We start from the raw sequence: 21,193 nt of genomic DNA, 5'->3' as shown, positions 1-21,193 counted from the left end.
AGCAAAGAAAAAAGCAACTAAGAAAGTAGCAAAGAAAGCAACTAAGAAAGTAGCAAAGAAAAAAGCAACTAAGAAAGTCGCAAAGAAAAAAGCAACTAAGAAAGTAGCAAAGAAAGCAACTAAGAAAGTAGCAAAGAAAGCAACTAAGAAAGTAGCAAAGAAAGCGACTAAGAAAGTAGCAAAAAAAGCAAACCCAACAAAGGACCTTTTTAACTCACTACTTGAACTGATTAGAGTTACTTCAACTGTTCTTCCTGACGACATTCAACGTGTTGTTCTTGATGCTCTTCATAGAGAAGAAAAGAATACTACGGCCGAATATGCAATGAATATCATTCAAGCAAATATCAAAATGGCAGAGCAAAAATCTCAGCCACTATGCCAAGATACTGGAACAATTGTATTCAAAGTTTATCATCCAAGAGACTTTGATCAGGATGCATTCAGAAAGGTATGTGAAAAAGCCGTTCTTGAAGCAACTAAGATTGGATACCTAAGACAAAACTCAGTTGATTCACTAACTGGTAAAAATGATTGTATGAATGTTGGTGGTGGACACCCAGTAATTAAGTTTGAGCAACACAAGTCAAAGAATCTTGACGTTAAGCTTATGCTTAAAGGTGGGGGTTGTGAGAACGTTGGTGCACAATACTCACTTCCAAATACTGAATTAAATGCAGGCCGTGACCTTGATGGTGTAAGAAAAGCAATCCTTGATTGTGTTCAAAAAGCACAAGGTAAGGGATGTGGACCAGGTGTTCTAGGTGTATGTATCGGTGGAGATAGAGGAACTGGACATGTGGCCGCTAAGGATCAATTCCTAAGAAAGCTAGATGATAAAAACTCTAAGCCTGAGCTTGCTGCACTTGAAGCAGACATCGTTGAAACAGCAAATAAACTTGGTATTGGGCCAATGGGATTTGGTGGAAAAACAACTCTTCTAGGATGTAAAGTAACAGACCTTAACCGTCTTCCTGCTTCATTCTTTGTTTCAGTTTCTTATATGTGCTGGGCATTTAGAAGACAGGGCGTTTCGCTTAAAGCAAATAATACAATCAATAAATGGTTATACTAGGAAGAGGTTAGAACATGAAACGTTTAGACTATCCATTTACAAAAGAACAAATTAGAGAACTTAAAGTTGGAGATATGGTTTTAATCTCAGGAAAGATGTTTACTGGACGCGATGCTGTTCACAAACGTCTTCACGAAGGAACAAAACCACCAGTCGATTTAAATAACCAAATTATCTATCACTGTGGTCCTGTTGTACTAGAAAACAAAGATGGTACATATGAAGTTAAGGCCGCAGGGCCAACGACTTCAATCCGTGAGGAACCATACCAGTGGGAAGTAATGCGTGACCACGGAATCCTTGGTGTTATCGGTAAAGGTGGAATGGGGCAGAAGACTCTTGACGGTTGTCGCGAGTACGGATGTGTATACTTCCATGGTATTGGTGGAGCAGCACAGGTTTTAGCTGAAAAAATCAAATCAGTAGACAATGTTTACTGGCGTGACCTTGGTTCTCCTGAAGCGATTTGGGAATTAACAGTAGAAGAGTTTCCTGTTGTTGTAACAATGGATGCTCACGGTAATTCTCTACACGCAAAAGTTGAAGCAGAGAGTGCTGAAATCCTTAAGGGACTAGTTTAGTTTATTTAAAAACTTTTTGAGGTTTTAAGAAGTGAATAAGATTTTATATACGCCAAGTAGTGAACGTATCCAATCATCAAATATGATGGAGTTTATTAGACAAATTAATAAGTCCCAAGGCTTGGACTGTAAGTCTTATTACTCACTTCACAAATATTCTGTCGAAAACCCAAAGAGTTTTTGGAAAGAACTCGTTAAGTTTTTTGATATCGACTATACGGGAGATCTCGAACCAGTATGTACTGATTTGAGTTTCGAAAGTTACGGTTGGTTTCCAAAAGTTAAACTTAACTTCGCTAAAAATCTTTTAAAAAATGGCCGTGATATTTCAATTGCTCTAAGTAGTGTGAGAGAAAGCGGCCAAACTCAAAAAACTTCTTATAAAGATTTAAAAAATACAGTGGCGGGTTTGCAAGATGTGATTAAACCACATATTGCAAAAGGTGATGTCTTGGCCTGCTATATGCCAAATATTGCAGAAACTGTTGTTTCAATGCTTGCGACGACTTCACTGGGTGGTGTTTTTACATCGACTTCATGTGACTTTGGTGTTGAAGGTGTGATTGACCGCTTCGGACAATCAAAACCAAAAGTTCTTGTTACTGTTAATGGTTACGAATATGGTGGAAAGTATTTTGACTTAACAGATAAGATTAATGCTGTTGTTAAAGCTGTCGACTCAATTGAAAAAGTAATCGTTGTTGACTTCAAGGGGGAAGGCCTTGATGCAAGCTCAATACACAAAGGCGTTAGCTGGTCTGATGTGGTTAGACCAATTGAAGAAGAGATAGAGTATACTGAGTGTGACTTTTCCGACCCTCTCTATATTATGTACTCTTCTGGAACTACAGGTAAGCCTAAGTGTATCGTTCATAGTGTCGGAGGAACTCTCGTTAATCATATTAAGGAGCTTGGCCTTCACTCGGATCTTAAGGAAGACAAATCAATTTTCTTCTTCACCACTTGTGGTTGGATGATGTGGAACTGGCTTGTTTCTTCTCTTTACTTTGGATCTACTGTTGTTCTTTATGAAGGCTCGCCTGGATATCCAACTTTTGGTGATTTTATTTCAATTATTGAAAAAGAGCAGCTAAATATTTTTGGAACAAGCCCAAAATTCTTAAAGGCCCTTGAAGATACTGGAATTGATCTTTCACAATATGATATGTCATCTCTTGAAACGATTCTTTCTACAGGTGCACCACTTCTTCCTGAACAATTCGATTATGTTTATACGAAGTTTAAAAAAGACATTCAACTTTCAAGTATTTCTGGTGGTACAGATATTATAGGTTGTTTCTTCTTAGGAAACCCAATCCTTCCTGTCTTTAGAGGGGAGCTACAATGTGCTGGTCTAGGAATGGATGTTACTTGTTTTGATAGTCGCGGAAAGGAAGTCCCTGCTGGTGAAGAAGGTGAGTTAGTTTGTCTACAAAGTTTTCCTTCACGCCCAATCTACTTCCTAAACGATGATGATGGTCAGCGTATCAACAAAGCATACTTCTCGGAGTTTAAGGGAGTGTGGCATCACGGTGACTTTATTAAGATCACTGAGGGTGGTGGTGCGATGGTTCTTGGCCGCTCTGATGCGACTCTTAATCCAGGTGGTGTCCGTATTGGTACTGCTGAGATTTACCGTCAAACGGAGACGATTGACTTTATTGAAGATTCAGTTTGTGTTGGAAAGAATGTCGACGGTGATGTTGAGGTATGGCTCTTTGTCGTAACGAAAGATGGCCATGAACTAACTAAAGAAGACTGTAAATTTATCAAAACGCGAATTCGTGAAAATACAACACCGAGGCATATGCCAAGACGTGTAATCCAAGTAAAGGGAATTCCATATACTCGCTCTGGAAAGAAGATGGAGATGGCCGTAAGTCGTCTTATCAATGGCCGTGATCTTGATAATGTTCAGGCCGTGGCAAATCCTGAGACTTTGGATTTTTTCACAAATCTCTAAGCTTTCTAGGCAATTGATTTTGTTTGATTTTGTAAATTTCCTCTTTGGCCATTGGCGTAACATCCGATGAGCATAGATAGTACAAAGAGGGGACATATCATGCGAAATTTTATCTATCTATTTCTTGCGCTTAATTGCGCAATCATTCAAGCTGAAAGTCCAAATTCAATTGAATGCTTAGGTGGAAGTTTCGAAACACTTGATGCTCTAAATGTTAAGAATGTACGAAAGCTTGCCTCATCAAATTCTCAATCGATTGGGCCTATTATCAATTATGATTATAACTATCCAAAGCTACCTAAAAATATAAAAGAGATTTTAAGTCCTGACTTAAGAACTGTTTGCGATTTCTATGCAAAGGCCAATCCTACGGATCCATTTTTTCAAGACATTCGTGACAATATTACAAAGAAATATAAAGATGGTGATGATACTGATTTCTTCTTTAAGTATCTTTTAGTTCTACCTTGCTGGCACTATTCTAAGAATATGTTTGATTACTTTACGTCTGGTAATGAAGCTAATACTAGGGCAGGTATCGGACTCTTGTTTGGTGATATGATGCATCCATTATTTGGTGGAGCTGATCCAAATACTTTTATACGTATTTGGCGTGAGGGTAAGATGTTTGAAGGGCCAATGTATATTGTCTATGATCATCTTCAAAAAAATTATTCAAAATCTGAGCGTTTTAAAATTGAATATCTGCCAATTGTGAAACGACTTAAACATCCTAGATATATTGCAAAGTTTCCGAAAAAATCTCTAGAGCAAATTAAAAAGGAAGAACCTGATATGCCAATAACATTACCAATGCCGTAGAAGCTAATCGAGTTGCCAAATTTTATTGGGGCCCAATTTATGAGCAATCAAGTGCTTAGGCCCTCTCTTTGTTCTTAATTTCTAGTTCATTTATAATAATAGCTGAGGCGTTATCTCTAGTAATGACGTGTTTTCAATTACTTAGTGAATAGGTTCACTCAAGTAAGTTATTGAAATTATGCAAGATTTTGTGAACTAAACCCTAAAGTCAAATATTTTGCTTCCGATTAGTTCACAAAGGATTAGTTTATGAGGAAGTTGATTTTATTTTCTATTTTAGCACTTTCAACGCAGTTAAGTATATTTGCTGCAAGTGGAAAGGACTCTGCAAGTGAGGCAACACCTGATTGTTTAGAGAATGCTATTCCAAATACTCTTGATTCTAAAAATACGAATAATATTGAACAAATTGTCGAATTACAAAATGTAAGAAGTCATGGAGCAAATCCTAATTATCCTATATTCCCTGATAATATCGATGAAATTTTAAAGCCTGATAAACGAACGGTTTGCGATGCCTATGCAGTTCCGAACGAAATCGATCCATCGTATCGTTCAGTTATGAAACATATTGATAAGACTTATAAAGATGGTGATCATAAAGATTTCTTTTTTAGATACGTTTTATCTATGAACTGTTGGCCATTTCGTGAGAACTTCTTCGCCTATATGATTAAAGGTGGAAATGTTGGTCATGCGATGGGAAATATTATGAAGTCTCCATATGGTGGGCTTGATCCAAATGCATTTATTCGAATTGAAAGAGAAGGTCGAGTTTTTGAGGGGCCAATGTATCATGTTTATGAATATTTAGAGAAGAATTATAAAAATAAATCTGAGTCTTCGAATGAATATATAGCTGCAATGAAAAGACTAAAGTCTTCTCGCTATCAATTATATCCAGTTAAATCACTTAATCAGATAAAGAAAGAAGAACCAAATATGCCGATATCAATAAGGTGATTTAGACATTGAAAATATTTAGAATTCTTTTAATATTCTTATTTACTCTTAATGCTCACAGTGAGTGTAGAAGTGGAATTGTCGCAATTTTTAAATCAAGCACTATTGAGGAAATTTCACAAAGCATTGGCGGAGTGAAGGCAAAGGTAGGTGAGTCTTGTAAGAGCTCAATTGGATTAGAATTAAACTCTGATTCGTATTGTGAATGTATTTCAAAAAATCAAGACACTGACTTTGATGTTAGTCGTAAGATGTTTCGCCAAAAAAATGGGAAAGCTTTAAAAAGTATTATTTTTGATCTTGCTGAAACTATTGCGGTAAATGATAATCCAGATCTTACTCTTAATTGTAAACTTCATGACACCTTAGTCAATAATTGTGATGCGCAAATGATTAGTGAAATGTTTCCTGAATATGAGGGAACAAATTTTTCACAAGAAATGTTTGCGGATTATTTAGAAATCTTTAATACAAACTCAGGTGGTGGAAAGAAAACAATTGATCACTTCCGCTCAAATTCGTGTTCGTCTACTTTTGTTCGAAAGAGCTCAATTGAAGGTAATACAGCAAGTGTTCAGGCCGAACTAGATAAATCGTGTGAACAGTTTACGAGCCAAGTTATTGGCCTATGTCAAAATGAATCATTAACTGGTGTTGAATATGATAATTTTGATTTCGATTTACCAACATTAGAAAATGTCGATTCTTTTAATTACTTTTGTAAAATAAAAGATCGTCCAATAAAAGATATCAATACCGATAATAATACATTATCAAATCTATTCTTAGCATATGAGAAGAAAGACGAAGAAGTGTCTCCTTTATGTAAAGAAGTCTGTATTGATGAAGCACCATACTCTGTTAGAGGCTGCCAAGTTGATACTCAAAAAGCGATTGTGGCCCTTAAAAGATTGATCGCTAGTGAAAATGTTAATAATGAGGAAATAACTTTTTTAAAAGAAATTATTGGAAACCAAGTTTCCAATGATGTTATTGAAGGTAAAATCAATGACGATGATCTAGCGTATTTTAAGAAAAATCTTGATGACGATGATTACAATAATATCGTTCAAATTGTAAAAACGGGAAGAAATCAGGCATCTGTGAATCAACAAGACTCACTAGTTTCTCAATTCTTTGCAACGGAAAAATCCGAAGCTGTGTCAACAAGTCTTGCCTCTAATGACAAGTCAAAACCAGCTCCTGCTCAACCTACAGCTGCTCCACAAGAGCAGTCAGTGCAACAAATTCAACAACAAATGATGGATGCCGTACCTGAACAACAGGCGGCCATGAATAGCTCAACTCAGCCCATAGGGCCGAGTCAAAATCGTGCTCTAACTTTTGGACGTCGTGGAAAGTCTAATAATGCTTCAAAGGCAACAAAAGATATCGTTGCTTCAGTTAAGGCGTTAAGAGAAGCGGGGAGCTCTCTTGCAAGTGCTCTAGAAGCACAAAAGAAAAGACTAAAAAGAGAGAGAGAAAAGATAGCGCGTGAAAATCAAGATAAGTACCAACGTTATGATGCTGAAACTCTAGAGCCAATTGAAAGAAATAGAAGAGGAAGAGGTACAAACGGAGCAGCTAATTATCCGATCGCAAATGTTGCAAGTGCCGGATCTGGTGGTGGATCAAACTTTGCCACAGGTGGCGCAGGAACTTCTTCAACAGGTAGTTCTACTTTTACACAACCTGAAGCAAAAGCAACAGTTGTTGATATCACTGGACGTTCAGCGCCTAATATTGATTTAAATAATCTTCAAAGTTCTGGAGCAACTCTGCCGGCTTCGATTACAAATCACCCTGATGCATCTGAGATTTCAAAAATGTTCAATGGCCTTGCCTATGAGAAAGATGAAAAGGGTAGAAGTATTGCAAGTGAAAAAGGTGAGGTTAAAAAGATCAAGGTTTCTTGGGGGGCTGAGAGTATCGATCTCGGATCACTTCTTATCAATGCCAAGGACCTAAAGCCTGGTGAAGAATTTATTGTCTACAAAGGTGATATGGATAAGTTTGTAAGGCTTACTCCAGCTTATCGCTTTCAAGCTGGAAAGCGTGTCTTTATCGGCTACCGAGTTGAAAATCGAAATCGTAATAATGCAGACTTGGCCGCAAGTCTCTATGCCAAGAAATTTTTAATTCTATAATTCTATTTAAATTTATATTATGAAATTTTGCGCCCTTGAAAATGACTTCAAGGGCCTTTTGATTTATTGAACTTCTTCAGAAGGAAGATCATCTGATGAACCATCATTTGGTTCAGAAGGCTCTGTCGGCCCTGGCTTAACAGGAGCTTCTGTTAGTCTCTTGTAGATAACAATTAGGCGATCTTTTTCGGCATTAAAAAATAACACTAAGTAAAAGTCGTCAGATTGTTCTTCTCTAAAAGATTCTAGATTTCCAGACTGCTTTAATGAGTCAGCTTTTGTCGAAGAATAGAAATCTTCGATCTTCTTTGTGTCTTCATATGAGAAACGAGTTGAACCAACATGATCTGTGGCAAGTGTGTCCATGATGATATTGATTTTTTCGTCTTTTAAAAGAAGTTGAAGTCTAGTTTCACTATCACCAACAATAGCACTTTGTAGCTTCTCTTTTAGCTCTTTTGAGAAGTCTGCATATGAACATTTATTAGAGATAAACACTAGTTCATTTCCTGGCTTACTCTCTAGCCCAATAAGCTTTTCTTGAGTTAACTCAAGGCATGGCTGAGGAGCAGGTTGTTGGTCTTGCTCACCAGTATTTGCAAATATCGGCAATGCAAGTAGTAGTGCTAGTATTGTTTTTTTCATTTCCCTAATTCCCTAATATTATTTGTTGATATGGGCATCCTCCCATAATTGGCCTTATCAGGCAAGCTTTTGTGCGGCGAGTTGTAGAATGTACTGGATATAACTACTTGATTTTCTTCGCACCAGAGTATTGAAGTCGGACTTCATCGCTTAGCCACTGGCCTGCAACGTCCTCATTCATGAAGTCATCACAGTATCTAGCAGGATTTCCACGAGGAAATTTCTTTTTACCGTCGTAAAAATTGAGGCAGATCTGAGCATAGTTTTCAATGTATTCTGGAAAATTCTTTGCGAATCTCTTGATGATAACTTTCGTTTTGGTGCTGGCCTTCCCATTTCTGCGATGAAAAATTTCACCTCTTAGGGGGTGGTATTTTAGAAGATCTGTTAAAACCTTCTTTCTGCTGTCGTAATTGGCCGATAGCTCTTCCATTTTGTTCCAGGCCATATTCATCACCGGGCCAGGAATTGGATTTGTTAGAAGATAGTTTGTTAGAAAAACAGATTTTAGCTGCTCATCAATTTTGTCGAATGCATTGAATGTAAGAAAGATGATTTCACTATTGTAGTCACTAGGTTTAAGTAGAGATTCTAAATCACTCTTTGCGAATCCATTCAAGCAGTCCGGATTAAAGATATCCTTTGCCTTCTCAATAATTGAAGCCTTTGTATCTGTTCGTGAAATCTCTTTAACAATAATTTGTAAGAATGCCTTTTGACCTTGATCCTCTCGACAGTAATAAATTGAATCGTTACTTTTTAAGGGTGCCTTAACGAGGTTATCGTATTTACTCTGTAAAGAGTTTGAGAGTGTTTTATAGATATCAAAATCAATATCAGGATAACGTGCAGAGTGAGATATATATGTATCTAAATCCTTTTGGCAGTCATTACACTTTTGAAAATAAAGTCTGGCATACTTTGAATAGGCCAGAGTGAAAAAGGCATAGGCCTTTAAGTTTTTATTCTCGATATATTTAGTAATAATTTTGAACTGAGTACTATTAACTTCATTCTTTGTTATTAAGTCTTCAACGTAAGAAGTTGCCATTTCACGTGTCATCTTCTTCCACTCAAAATCTCTTTGAGACGGCCTTACGTCTAAGAAGTGCTTCATGTATTCACGGTGAGACTTGTCTTTATAAAGCACACGTAGGTCATCCATCGTATAAGTGACGGCAGATACCTTTACAGAAAGAAGTGTGATTAATAAACAAATCAAATTGCGCATTTAAATAATGTCCTCGATTACTGAGAATAGAGTTTCTTTTTTAAAGGGCTTTTTAATGAAGTGAACCTTACCTTGAAGTTCGTCATTATCCAGTTCTTCATCACCAGAGATGATAATATACTTTAAAGTACCGGCCTTCGGACTGCTTTCAAAACGACGCACAACTTCTGCACCATTAATTACTGGCATATTCTTGTCCGCAATGACGATTTTAAGATTGTCGCTAATATTTTCAAAGTAGTGCTCTACGTCAACTTCGCCGCTTAGTGCTAAAGTTTCATGGCCACCTTGGCTTAGGGTAAGAGCAAAGAGCTCAGCAATATTCTCATCGTCATCGATAAATAAGATCTCTTCATTCATATATTTATTTTCCCAAATTTAAGGTCATTTCAAAAGTAATTTTTAGTAATTTATTGCTATGGGTTAAATGTGTGAATTTTGTTTTTTAAACCTTTACTTTAGTTTATTATACCCGCTGATAATTAAATGACAAAAGAAATCAACTTTTCGTTAAGAAACACACTTTAATTTGGAGTTAATGTGAAGCTACCTGTGGTTAAAAGCACACAATTAAATGATACATTTCGCTTAGACTATTATGATCATTTTGGGCCTCTTATACTGGATGGCCAACAAATCAAAGAATCGATTAAGAAAGATTTACTATTTTGGACAGAGTTTGATTCTTCATTCAAGTTTCAAATTGGTCTTGAAGGAGTTCAATTCTTATTGGGAATTGATAAGGACGAAAAAGTACTTCGTCTATGTAATATTAAATTAGCAAATGAGATATTTTTACTCGATAACTTTGTTGGTGAAGAGAGTGAGGAGTATAAAAAGTTTAAAGCACACGTTACAAAAGTGATGAGTGTTAAAATTGCTGATTTTCCAGGTGTAAGTAATATTATAACTCACCGTTATGGACTAACTAAACTAAGTGAGATTGAAGATAAGCCTGTTTCTGAAATGTCAGATACGATCACTAAGAAGCTTCTTTCTTTTCTTAATGATTACAAACCCGTTTTCTTTGAAAAGATTTCTGACTTCGCTCTTGGTCTTACTGCAAATTATGCACTTCTTAGAATTCACCTGCTTAAGTTCTTAGCAATTCTTCCTTCTCTAGATCATGATAAAGAAGGAAAAGAGGTAAAGCGAATTCTAAGAGAGTCTCTGAGAAGACTTATTCTTGATTCTAAGAAAGCAAAAAGATTAGACTTGAAGGGGGATCGCCAACCTCTTCCTCCACAGTTAGTGGTTCTATTTTATTTTGTTCTTCTGGCCGTTCGCATTTTTCCGGCCAAGGCGCTGGCCAATATTGTACGTTTCAAAGTTCGCTTTATGGCAAAGAGATTTATTGCTGGTGAGACAATTGAAAGCGCACAAAAGAATTTTGCAGCAATCTTTAATACGGGAAGAGATGTAACTCTAGACCAACTCGGAGAGTTAGTTGTTTCTGAATCAGAAGCTGATAACTATATGAATGAGGTTTTAAATCTTGTTAATGGTTTTAGCATGCACATTACTCCAGGTAGTCGCAATAAAGCAGGTATCTTAAGAGCACACGTTTCAATTAAGGTTTCTGCCCTTTGCTCAGACTTCAAACCTGAAGCTTTTGATTACACTTATAACTTAGTTGCCCCAAGGCTTATTAAAATTTTAAAGACGGCTAAAGAGCAACAGGTATTTATTAATATCGATGCTGAACATTATCACTATCGTGATATCGTTTTTGAAATTTATAAGAAAGCTCTCCTTGAGACTGAAGAGCTTAAAGATTATGCAGATACAGGGATTGTTGTTCAAGCGTATCTTCGTGATTGTTATGACCATCTTCAAGACGTTGTTGAGCTTGCAAAAGAGCGTGGCATGATTATGCCAATCCGCCTTGTTAAGGGTGCATACTGGGATGCTGAAACTGTAGAGGCCGAGGCCCATGGACATAATGCTCCAGAGTTCTTAAACAAAGAAGAAACAGATATTAATTTTAGACAGATGATTTATGAGATTTACAAAGCTTTCCCACATATCAAGCTTTGTATTGCTTCTCACAACTTTGCGGATCACTCATACGCTGAAGCTTTAAGAGAAATTAAGTTTAAAGAAATTGATGAAATTGAGCACCAATGTCTTCACATGACTTATGAAGCACTTTCGACAGCTATGGCAAAGATGGGATGGGCCGTAAGAAATTATGTTCCAATTGGTTCACTTATCGTAGGGATGGCCTACCTTGTTCGTCGTATTATGGAAAACTCTTCACAAGTAGGAGTTTTAACAATCATGAGAAGTCATAAGAAGAATGCAAAGCTTATGGCGCCAAATGATATCTTTAAAAAGCACCAGAATGAAGGTCTTCTAAACTTAGACTCAACTCTAACTCAGGTTCATGGGCAATTTAGTAACTGTCCACCTCTAAAAACTTACCTTGAAAAAGAACTGAAGTATTTTAGAAGTGAATTTGAAAAGTTTGAACTAGGTAAAGACTATGCAACAGACTTTGCTCTAAGTGGAGAGTCTGAATCTGTTCTTTCTCCATCTGATGGAAAGAGTGTCGTTGGTAAAATTACTTTTGCCAATTTAGACGATACTGAAAGAGCAATCGATACAATTGATAATTCTTTCTACGAAGGTGAATGGTCAAAGGCCTCTTGGCAAGAAAGAGCGGCCGTCATGGCAAGAGCTGCAGAGATGATGTATCTGCGTCGCAATTACTATTCTGCACTAATTATGCACGAATCAGGTAAGGCTATCGGTGAAGCATTAGCTGACGTCGATGAAGCAATCGACTTTTTAAACTTCTATATTAGAAGGCTAGCTGAAGTAGGAGATAATGAAGAGTTTAAGGCCCGTGGCCCATTTGCAATTATTGCTCCATGGAACTTCCCTCTAGCAATTCCGTGCGGGATGACAGCTTCGGCCTTGCTAACTGGATCAACTGTTATCTTAAAACCAGCAGAGCAAACTCCTCTTATCACTTGTGAGCTTGTGGCACTATTTCATGAAGCGGGTGTTCCTAAAGATGCCCTAATTCATCTTCCTGGAGTTGGTGAGACTGTTGGTCAGAAACTAATTGAGGATAAGCGTATTGCAGGTGTTATCTTTACTGGTTCAAAACCTGTCGGTGTTCATATTGCAAAGACTTGTGCAAAAAGACTTTATGAGAATCGCAACACAGGCAAGAGCTATCCAGTTCGTGTTATCACTGAAATGGGTGGTAAGAACGCTGTTATTGTAACAAATAATGCTGAACTCGATGAGACAGTATCAGGTATTCTTTATTCTGCCTTTGCGCACGCTGGTCAGAAATGTTCTGCTGCTTCACGTGTTCTTGTTCATAAAGAAGTAAAAGACAAATTAGTTGCTCGCCTTAAGCAAGCTGCTAACGATATTTACGTTGGGCCAGCAACGGACTTTGCAAGTTTCATTAATCCACTAGTGAGCCAAGAAGAAAAAGATCGTCTCATTGCTCAAGTCAAAGAAGCAAGTGAAGAGGCAAATAAATACGGTGGAGTTGTCCACGTTAACCGCTCAGAAGAAAATCTTCCAGGTTACTGTGTAGGCCCAACAATTATCGAACTTCCAAAGTCACGTGCTTTAGAAAAAGATAGTTTTGCTTCTCGTGAGTTATTTGCTCCAGTTATCCATGTCGTTGCATACGATGATTACGAAGACGCGTTAAATATCTTTAATAGTGTTGAGTATGGCCTAACAGGTGGTGTTTTCTCTCAATCACAAGATGATATTGATTTCCTAACAAAGCGAATGCTTATCGGAAATAACTATATTAATAGACCTATTACAGGTGCTCGCGTTGCTATTGAGCCTTTTGGTGGTTTCAAGATGTCGGGGACAGGGCCAAAGGCCGGTGGTGTTGATTACCTAAGAAGTCTTTTTGTAAGAAGTAACTCTGAAGAACTTAAGACTTCTACTTTTGATAACGGAAGTGATTACGAACCAGTTGTATCTCGTAGCTCTTCTTCTGACCACTTTGTTAGACGTGAAAAAATGCTTTCAGCACTAGACGAAATCATTAGTAATTTTGGTCCATTATTTCCTGGGACGTTTGGAGAACAGAGACATGCTCTTAAAGATCTTAAGAAATGGCTTGAAGTTGACTATCTTGATTTCTTAAATAAGGGACGCGATAACCGTTATATTCCAGGACAAATCAATTACTCTGTATTTGATTGTAATAAAGACCGTGCACTTTATTTGAGTTTAAATGAAGAAATTAATATGCAAACATTCTTTGCTGTTCTTATGTCTTTAACAACTGGTACAGGTGTAACAATTCTTTGTTCAAATGCTGAAGCTTATCGTTGGTGGAATTATCTAATAGATATTCTTAAGAAGAATCGTTTCTCTAAAAAGAATATTGATTGTTATCACGTTAGCAAAGAAAAGATGCACACTCTTCTAAATGAAAATTTTGATGTTGTTATTTGCGACGGTGATCTTGAATCAATTAAAGAGTTTAACTCTGCTGTTGGTGAAAAAAATGGTCAATTTGTTATGACATCTTTTATTTCACCACTTGAGGATTATGTTAATGGATCATATTTTGATCTTTTCCATCTATTCTCATGTGAAAGAAGCTACGCTGTAAATATCATGAGGCATGGAGCACCGATGGAGTTAGACTCGTAATGAAGTATCGTCACTTAATTTTGGGAGCGGGTAATATGGCCCGCGCTCTAATCCCTGGTTTCATCGAGAATTCTGATGATTGTGAATTCCTTGTTTTTACACCAAGTGGTGATAAGGCAAAGAGCTTTGCACTGGATTTTGGTGCTACTTGGATAAAAGACCTAGAGGAGTTACGAAATACTCATATTGATTATCTTTGGGCCTGTTTTAAGCCTCAACAACTTAAGCAAGTGGCCCTTGAAATTGACTTCTTAACACATCCGTATCTAACGATTGTCTCACTCCTAGCGGGAAGTGATTCTCAGGCCCTAACTGAAAATTTGTTATCTGATCAAATTATTCGAATTATGCCAAATACTCCTGCCCAAGTGGGTCTTGGGGTAAATGCACTTTATAAGTCAAAGAGTGTTCATCAAGATAAGTGGAATGCTTTCTGGCAGGCCTTTAACTCTAGTGGGATTAACACCGTTTTCGACAATGAAGACGATATCGATACGATTACTCCTTTTTCTGGCTCTGGCCCTGCATACTTCTTTGAAATTGCACGTATCTTAATTGAGGATATGAAGGCACGTGGAATTGACGGCGAGCTTGCACATAGAATGATTGCGGGTACAATAGAAGGTGCTGGTCGAATGCTTTCACAAAACAATGATGCGCAAACTCTTCGCAATAATGTCACATCAAAAAATGGTGTGACTTATGAGGCCCTTGAATCTTTTAAAGAATCGGGAATGGAGGAGATGTTTAATCGTGCAATAGAGCGTGCTTACCAGAGAACACTTGAATTAAAAGGAAATAAGTAATGAAAAAGGTTTTAGATAAATTACCTGAAGGTTTAAGAAATACTGCATTTGTTAGACTCTTTGGTTTAACAAAAGTACCAATGATTTTTTGGCTAAGACCAACAGTACTTGAGCTTAGTGATGAAGTTACAGCAATCAAGATTCCTCTTTCTCGTCGCTCTAAGAATCATTTAAATAGTATGTACTTTGGTGCCCTTGCTTGTGGGGCAGACCTTGCTGGCGGTTTTGCAGCAATGAAGAAGACGATGGATAAGGGAAAGAGAGTGTCACTTGCTTTCAAAGAGTTCCATGCAGAGTTCTTAAAAAGAGCAGAAGGGGATACGGTCTTTACTTGTTCTCAGGGAAAAGAAATTGATGCTTTTGTTGAAAAAGTATTAGCAAGTGAAGAGCGTCACAATCTACCACTAGATATTATTGCAACTTGTCCTGATGTTTCAGGTGATGAGCCAGTTGCAAAGTTTACGATTACTTTAAGTTTAAAGAGAAAATAATTGCTCCTGAGGCGAACCGCTCGGGCGTGGACCCTCGCTCTCGATTAGTTTTTCAGCTAAAGAGTGGGGAGCTAGCACCGCGAACTATAGTTTGCCTTTGGGCAAACAATTTCGCGGATGCTTAAGCAGGGTTAGGGGAGTCAATAAAAATACACTCTAGCCCATATGTTTCTTCAATTAATTTCTTAAGAGCAATTACACCAAATCTTTCTGTCGCATTATGGCCTCCAGCGAAGAAGTGAATTCCTTCTTCACGTGATTCGTGCCAGTCGTGCTCGCTCATCTCACCTGTAAGATAAGCATCAAGCCCTTCGCGCACGCAGTAGCGCCAGTCAGAGTTTGCTCCACCTGTAATTATTCCCATTGATGAAATCTCATCATCATCATCATCATTAGGCTCACTGTGAATGATATCGTGATTAAGAACTTTCTTTAATAGTTCTTTTAGTTCGTTTGGTTTTAATGGTTTTTCGAATTTACCTTGAACACCTGTAGGCATGCCTTTGTAGTCACCGTATGGACCTAAGTCTTTAAGTCCGATTGCTTTGGCGATACCTGCTGCATTTCCATCTTCGAGATGAGCATCAAGAGGTAAGTGGTAGCCAAATAGATTGATATCGTTTTGAATAAGAGGCTTTACTCTTTTTGCGAAACTTCCTGTAATAGTTCTGACGCCATGAAATTTCCAAAATAATCCATGGTGAACAATCATTGCATCTGCACCAAATTCACAGGCCTTTGCAATTGAATCTCTTTGGGCCGAAACAGCAAATGCTATTTTGGAAATCTCTGAGCGACCTTCGATTTGTAGGCCATTTGGGCCATAGTCGTTATACTCATAAGTATTAAGGTGTTTTGCTAAGAATTTTCCAAGCTCTTTTGCTGAAACTGTTGCCATAAGTGATATCCATACCGTTAAAAATTATTGTGTTGGTTGGTTATCATTATCCCCTTGGCGGCCAGAGAAATCAACTTTGAACTTTTCAAAACCGTGACTCTTTTCGACATTTTCTTGTTTCGTTACACTAGAGCGAATTTTGCTTACTGTATGACGCAGTTCCTGATTTTCTGGAACTAGCTTTAGAGCAACCTCGAATTCTTCCATTGCCTTATCAAAGTTATTTAGCTGCATGTAAGCACGCCCTGCATTGATATATGGATATTCGCGATTTGTGTACTTTGGTGCTTTTTTTGCTAGTTCATACCATTTGATTGATTCATTGATATGACCTTCATTTAATAGAAGTGTTCCTAGATCGTTATAAGGAGCACCATATTCTGGATCGATTTCAATTGCTTTTAGACAAAGTGATTTCGCATCTTCAATATTTCCCATTTGAGAAGTTACCCAACCCATAAGAGTCAGTACTTCCGCAGTTTCTTTGTGACCACGGGCCTTATCGAATAACTCAAGAGCACCAGCGAGATCTTTTTTAGAAACTAAGACATGTGCTTCAGTAATATACTGTTCGTATTTCTCTTCTCTTTTAGCATTCATTCCAAGAATTGGTGCAGTTTTAGAGTGGGCAAGATTTAGAATCTCAAGTGATTCTAGAAAGTATAGTGGTGGAGTGAAGTCTTCTTCAAGCTCCATTTCATCATCATCTTCATCGATTCTTCCACCTTCAATAAGTGTGAAAGGACCTTTTTTAATAATCTCTTTTGCAACAATGATTTCTTTCTTCTCTTTTATATCAATTGCTTTTAAAAGCCCCATACGAGGTGTGGCGACATCAAGTGACGAGCGCTCAATTAAGATAAGGTGTAGTTCTCTAGTGTATTTATATGAAAGATTGATTAGGCGAGTGATCACACCAACAACTTCATCGTCATTTTTTGGAGCGAGAGCAATGAAGCTTTCGATCAAATTATTCATAAGCCTTAGGTTTTCTCGACCTTGGCGAAAATTATTCTGGTGGAGAAGACTAAGGTCTCCAAAGTGAGATGGAATCAGTAATTCGCTTACTAATTTATCGTATTCAGTACTAAACTCTTCAATAATAAGGCGTGCCTTAGCATCGAGGTGTGTTTCACTCAATTCACATACAGCATGTAGAATCCTTTCTAAGTAGCTTCTTGATTGAGTAAGTTCGCTTAATAGAATTTCTTGAATTGTATTCATTTTAGTGGTTTCTTCCCTTGAATAATCATATCTCGTCCCTGAAATATGCACTCTATAATTCATCTTGTCTACGTTGTGACGCATCAACATCTCGTCGACCGGTTACTTTATACATATACACATTTCGTGCCAAATTTATTGTTTCTAAATGACTGAAATTTAATAGAGGAAAATAAGATGGGGCCAAAAAATTGGCCCCAGTGTCTAGAATATGTAACTTTATGAGTTTTCTAAGTGTTCTTTATTCAAGAGTTTTTGTTTCATACTTCAGAAGATTTCCAGCGTCGTTGGCCTTGTCGTATGCCGTCGAAATTCTCTGGAAGATATCATCTGTCTTTGCACCAATTGCCGACTTACCTTTAAAGTTTAGTGAACTTAGATTACGGTCTTGGTTCTTCTTAAACATATTACTAAATGGATTACCATTATTCTTTTTCTTAACTGAAGCCGTTCCTCTTCCACCAACAAAGCTTGGTCCACGACCTCCAACATAGCTGATACCTTTAAGCCCGCTTCCGCCAGCTCCAGATAGAGCTTCTGGTTGCGCAGCACCTCCAGCAGATGAACCTCCGCCACCGCCTCCACCGCCTGGTGAACTACCTCCACCACCGGCACCTTGAGCGATTTGACCACCTTCTGATACGGTTGCAACAGGCCCAAAATTACCTTTTAGTCCTCCGCCTGTTTTAGCTTTATTCACAACAGTTGATGTATCCACACCTGCTGATGTTGGGTCATCTGTACTTGCGGCAGTTGCAGCTACCGCTTGATCTTGTTCTGTGTGTTGGTATGCCTGATTTGTACCAAATCCACCTACCGAGTAGTCACCAAATGATGGGACATTAACTGTATTTGCCCAACCTGACTGACATTGTGCATGTGCAGGGTTGGCCTGACAAAACTCCATATAGACATCTTGGTTTTCAAAGAAGTCCTCTGGAAGCTCCATTGTCTCCATTCCTTCAATTTTACCAATAGCACTTGAAATCATTTTTTGTTGTTTACCAAGCTGACTTACGGCCATTTGTTCTTTCGCCACATCAACCCCAGCTTCAGCTGCGATTTGGTTACCAGCTCTTTTCGCTTCACCGTTTCTTAGAATTGAAAACTTCTTACTACCAAAGTTTAGCTTACAAATCTGTTCTGGTGAGCCCATTGATCCTGCACCACCGTCATTAATTATATATTCTGCAATTCCTGAAAGTGCCTGTTCAACTGGTCTCTTACAAAGTTCATTTGTTTCAAAATATGTTTCACTAGTCGGAATACTAGAAGTCATCGTTAAGATCGTTCCTAGTCTTGCAACTTCAATTGTACGACGTGTTTCGGCCATTGTTTGTTGCTTGGCCAGACCATCTTTTTGTGACTTAAGGGCAGTTGTCGTCACGTTTTCCGACGCATCCATATTCATTAGTTTATTTTGCTGTTTTGTACTAAAGTCTTGCGCTTGAAATTGTTGGAAAGTTGCATTTGCAGTCTTTCCAAGTTGTGCAGCATTATGAGCAAGAACTAAGTTAGAACACTCGTCATAGTCAATGGTTTCAAGTCCTGATAGGCGACAAGTGATACGTCCATCAATTGAAGTAAGTTTCTCTGGATTTGAGTATTGATCTTCTGATTGACGATCCTCTTCAAGGTTCTCTCCAAATGCAGCGGCAATTTGGTTACATGCTGTAACATTTTTAACTGCGGCAGAAATAACATTGCCATCAACCTCAGATGAATTATTAGCATAGATGAAAACAGCTACGGCCTTTGTATAGTCAATTGAATTTGCTTTACCACTTCGGTAAACCTCTTGAGCAACATCTTGCCAATTCGCATTTCCATTTGTTCCTGAAACCTTAAAGGCCCTTTGACACTTAATTGCACCACTACTACCAATAAAGTCAGGTTCAACATTTTTAAAATCAAGAGTTGTTACAGATTTAGAACAAGCTTTGAAAGCCTCGATCTTAGATTTATTTTCTTTGGCCATCATTTCTTGTAAACAGCCATTCCAGTCTTTATGTTTTGCGCTATCACTTGCTACGTCACCTTCATCTTGTGGAGGAGAAGTTGGCTGATTTGGTTCAGAACCGTCATTGGCCAAACCATTTGCAAGTTCTTTATCTCTTTGAAACTCTGCTAGCTTTTGGCCACAAAAGTTATCAATCTCTTCCTGTGGTATCTCTTGTCGTCCATCCGATGGCATATCAAATGGCACCATTTGACCAGTGCTTGGATCAGGACAATCAACATTCACAGTGCCTGCGTAGCTCATATTAAGTGGCGCAGCCGCTAGAAGAGTTAAGGTAAAAGTATTTAAAATAGTTGTTTTCTTGCTCATAAGTGACTCGAAAGTTAGGTTTGCCTTACTTAAATTATAAGTTCTAATCGGTTAAATTCTTCGAAAAGTTGAGTATTTAAGCATGATTTAGGGATTTGAGGGGTGTTGCACAAGATAAGTGCTTAAAAATATGTTCATTTTTAGGGGCCGGCCATGTAAAATCATATTTTACGATCGCCCATGATTGTGGCCATTGAAAAGAAATTAACAACTTAGCAGTATATAAGGGGTGTAATAAATGACTTCACAACGAGCACATACAATCGAAGACTTTAATATCGAAGAGGGAATTTACGAATTTCAAGTACAAGAGACGCATCTCGATACTTTTGGTCATATGAATAATGCAACCTATTTGACTATCTTTGAGCAGGCCCGTTGGGACATGATTACAAAGAATGGATGGGGTATGGATCGCATTATGCGTGAAAAAAGAGGTCCTGTCGTTTTAGATATCAACATCACTTTTAAGTCTGAACTTCGTCTAAGACAAAATGTAAAGATTCGCTCAAAGGCCACAAGCTTTGTTAATAGTAAGGTTCTAACTTTCGAGCAAGAGATGTTTGATGATACAGGTAAGGTGTATACAAAATTTAAAATGACCGCGGGACTGTTTGATCTAAAAGAAAGAAAGCTTATGGGCCATGATCCTGATTGGTTAAAAGCGGTAGGGCTTAGTTTAAAAGCTTAAAGAAATGATGATAAATTTTTTCAGAGCTTGCTTTTACTTCATCTAAGAAAGTAAGCTCTTTCATTTTTTCATGCTCTAATAATTCGCAAAATAGCTCGTAAGTGTATTCTTGATGATACTCCGATGAAACCTTACTGTAGCTTATATGCCATGCCTCTGGAGCAACTCCACCAAGATCTTCTACATATGGCCTATAATAAGAATAACTCTCGTTATTTTCAATTTTTGTATTTAGCCACTTACTAAAATCAGCAAATGGTCCACCCTGTGTAAACTCTTCTGGAATTAATTGAATGTGATAACCTTCTGGCCAGCTATTGCCATCCACAACATCAAGCTCTGTTCCCCAGTGATGACGAGAAGTTCCTGGAAGTGCCGACCAGTTGATAATAGCGTTTACAATTTCTGAAGGGGAGAGTTTTGTGTGATCTAGTTCATTTCCCGTGCGATCATAGATTGGGCGTTTGCCGGCGCACTTTTCATTCCAGATTCTGAGTTGGTCATCGAAAGATCGAAAAGAGCTTGTGACATAGAAATCGACACCATCTTTTAGCGCATCTTCTTTGAAACGTTTAAAGTCTTCAAATGAATCTTTGTGGAAGTAGCGATTGATGCTCTCATCATAAATAAGATGATCTTTTGTCATTCCGAATAAGACTTCCTTGTCTACCTTGCTCATA

Annotated in this window: 15 protein-coding genes and 1 pseudogene; 9 read left to right on the top strand and 7 right to left on the bottom strand. The window is 37.9% G+C overall.

The annotated features are described in order from the left end of the window. Positions 1–226: 226 nt before the first annotated feature. The 5 genes and pseudogenes from ACMAYS_RS03460 to ACMAYS_RS03440 all read left to right on the top strand — a co-directional run bounded on the left by ACMAYS_RS03460 (position 227) and on the right by ACMAYS_RS03440 (position 7,551). A pseudogene (locus tag ACMAYS_RS03460) lies at positions 227–1,656 on the top strand (FumA C-terminus/TtdB family hydratase beta subunit). A gap of 31 nt (positions 1,657–1,687) precedes the next feature. Then, positions 1,688–3,619, top strand: coding sequence for an acetoacetate--CoA ligase (locus ACMAYS_RS03455; RefSeq protein ID WP_412462745.1), 1,932 nt, complete (start codon positions 1,688–1,690; stop codon positions 3,617–3,619). A gap of 99 nt (positions 3,620–3,718) precedes the next feature. After that, positions 3,719–4,441: a hypothetical protein gene (locus tag ACMAYS_RS03450; RefSeq protein WP_412462744.1), complete on the top strand. Its 723-nt coding sequence runs from the start codon at positions 3,719–3,721 to the stop codon at positions 4,439–4,441. 249 nt (positions 4,442–4,690) lie between these two features. Beyond that, positions 4,691–5,404, top strand: coding sequence for a hypothetical protein (locus ACMAYS_RS03445; protein ID WP_103216912.1), 714 nt, complete (start codon positions 4,691–4,693; stop codon positions 5,402–5,404). An 8-nt stretch (positions 5,405–5,412) separates the two neighbouring features. Next, positions 5,413–7,551: a hypothetical protein gene (locus ACMAYS_RS03440; RefSeq protein WP_412462743.1), complete on the top strand. Its 2,139-nt coding sequence runs from the start codon at positions 5,413–5,415 to the stop codon at positions 7,549–7,551. A 63-nt stretch (positions 7,552–7,614) separates the two neighbouring features. Here the strand turns inward: ACMAYS_RS03440 and ACMAYS_RS03435 are convergent, their stop codons facing one another. The 3 genes from ACMAYS_RS03435 to ACMAYS_RS03425 all read right to left on the bottom strand — a co-directional run bounded on the left by ACMAYS_RS03435 (position 7,615) and on the right by ACMAYS_RS03425 (position 9,787). Beyond that, on the bottom strand, positions 7,615–8,196 hold the full coding sequence (locus tag ACMAYS_RS03435; protein WP_103216915.1) for a hypothetical protein: 582 nt from the start codon (positions 8,194–8,196) through the stop codon (positions 7,615–7,617). Between the two features lie 103 nt (positions 8,197–8,299). Beyond that, positions 8,300–9,427: a hypothetical protein gene (locus ACMAYS_RS03430; protein ID WP_412462742.1), complete on the bottom strand. Its 1,128-nt coding sequence runs from the start codon at positions 9,425–9,427 to the stop codon at positions 8,300–8,302. Then, positions 9,428–9,787: a response regulator gene (locus ACMAYS_RS03425; RefSeq protein WP_103216917.1), complete on the bottom strand. Its 360-nt coding sequence runs from the start codon at positions 9,785–9,787 to the stop codon at positions 9,428–9,430. It abuts the gene before it with no gap. A 180-nt stretch (positions 9,788–9,967) separates the two neighbouring features. Between ACMAYS_RS03425 and ACMAYS_RS03420 the strand changes: the two genes are divergently transcribed. The 3 genes from ACMAYS_RS03420 to ACMAYS_RS03410 are packed head-to-tail and all read left to right on the top strand — an operon-like array spanning position 9,968 to position 15,371. Next, entirely contained in the window at positions 9,968–14,074 is a 4,107-nt protein-coding gene (locus ACMAYS_RS03420) for a proline dehydrogenase family protein (protein ID WP_392991542.1), read from the top strand. Then, positions 14,074–14,880, top strand: a complete 807-nt coding sequence (locus tag ACMAYS_RS03415; RefSeq protein ID WP_103216919.1) for a pyrroline-5-carboxylate reductase family protein — start codon at positions 14,074–14,076, stop codon at positions 14,878–14,880. The genes ACMAYS_RS03420 and ACMAYS_RS03415 overlap by 1 nt, the downstream gene beginning before the upstream one ends. Continuing rightward, complete coding sequence (locus ACMAYS_RS03410; protein WP_103216920.1) at positions 14,880–15,371, top strand: PaaI family thioesterase; 492 nt, start codon at positions 14,880–14,882, stop codon at positions 15,369–15,371. Before ACMAYS_RS03415 ends, ACMAYS_RS03410 begins: the two co-directional genes overlap by 1 nt. 121 nt (positions 15,372–15,492) lie before the next feature. Here the strand turns inward: ACMAYS_RS03410 and ACMAYS_RS03405 are convergent, their stop codons facing one another. The 3 genes from ACMAYS_RS03405 to ACMAYS_RS03395 all read right to left on the bottom strand — a co-directional run bounded on the left by ACMAYS_RS03405 (position 15,493) and on the right by ACMAYS_RS03395 (position 19,822). Continuing rightward, positions 15,493–16,269: a Nif3-like dinuclear metal center hexameric protein gene (locus ACMAYS_RS03405; RefSeq protein ID WP_412462741.1), complete on the bottom strand. Its 777-nt coding sequence runs from the start codon at positions 16,267–16,269 to the stop codon at positions 15,493–15,495. Between the two features lie 24 nt (positions 16,270–16,293). Beyond that, the gene (locus ACMAYS_RS03400) at positions 16,294–17,493 is read right to left on the bottom strand and encodes a tetratricopeptide repeat protein (protein WP_158246787.1); all 1,200 of its coding nucleotides are present in this window, start codon (positions 17,491–17,493) and stop codon (positions 16,294–16,296) included. Positions 17,494–17,734: 241 nt separating this feature from the next. Next, positions 17,735–19,822 (bottom strand): hypothetical protein, encoded by a 2,088-nt coding sequence (locus ACMAYS_RS03395; RefSeq protein ID WP_412462740.1) that lies wholly within the window; start codon positions 19,820–19,822, stop codon positions 17,735–17,737. A gap of 238 nt (positions 19,823–20,060) precedes the next feature. Between ACMAYS_RS03395 and ACMAYS_RS03390 the strand changes: the two genes are divergently transcribed. Next, complete coding sequence (locus ACMAYS_RS03390) at positions 20,061–20,513, top strand: acyl-CoA thioesterase (protein ID WP_103216924.1); 453 nt, start codon at positions 20,061–20,063, stop codon at positions 20,511–20,513. On the opposite strand, the gene ACMAYS_RS03385 is transcribed toward ACMAYS_RS03390, so the two are convergent. After that, complete coding sequence (locus tag ACMAYS_RS03385) at positions 20,497–21,192, bottom strand: M15 family metallopeptidase (RefSeq protein ID WP_412462739.1); 696 nt, start codon at positions 21,190–21,192, stop codon at positions 20,497–20,499. The genes ACMAYS_RS03390 and ACMAYS_RS03385 overlap by 17 nt on opposite strands. Position 21,193 lies beyond the last annotated feature (1 nt).

It is taken from the genome of Halobacteriovorax sp. RT-2-6, assembly GCF_047085025.1.
Classification (GTDB): domain Bacteria; phylum Bdellovibrionota; class Bacteriovoracia; order Bacteriovoracales; family Bacteriovoracaceae; genus Halobacteriovorax_A.
The sequence above is the reverse complement of the archived record's forward strand: the minus strand, read 5'-3'. Positions and strand labels throughout refer to the sequence as shown.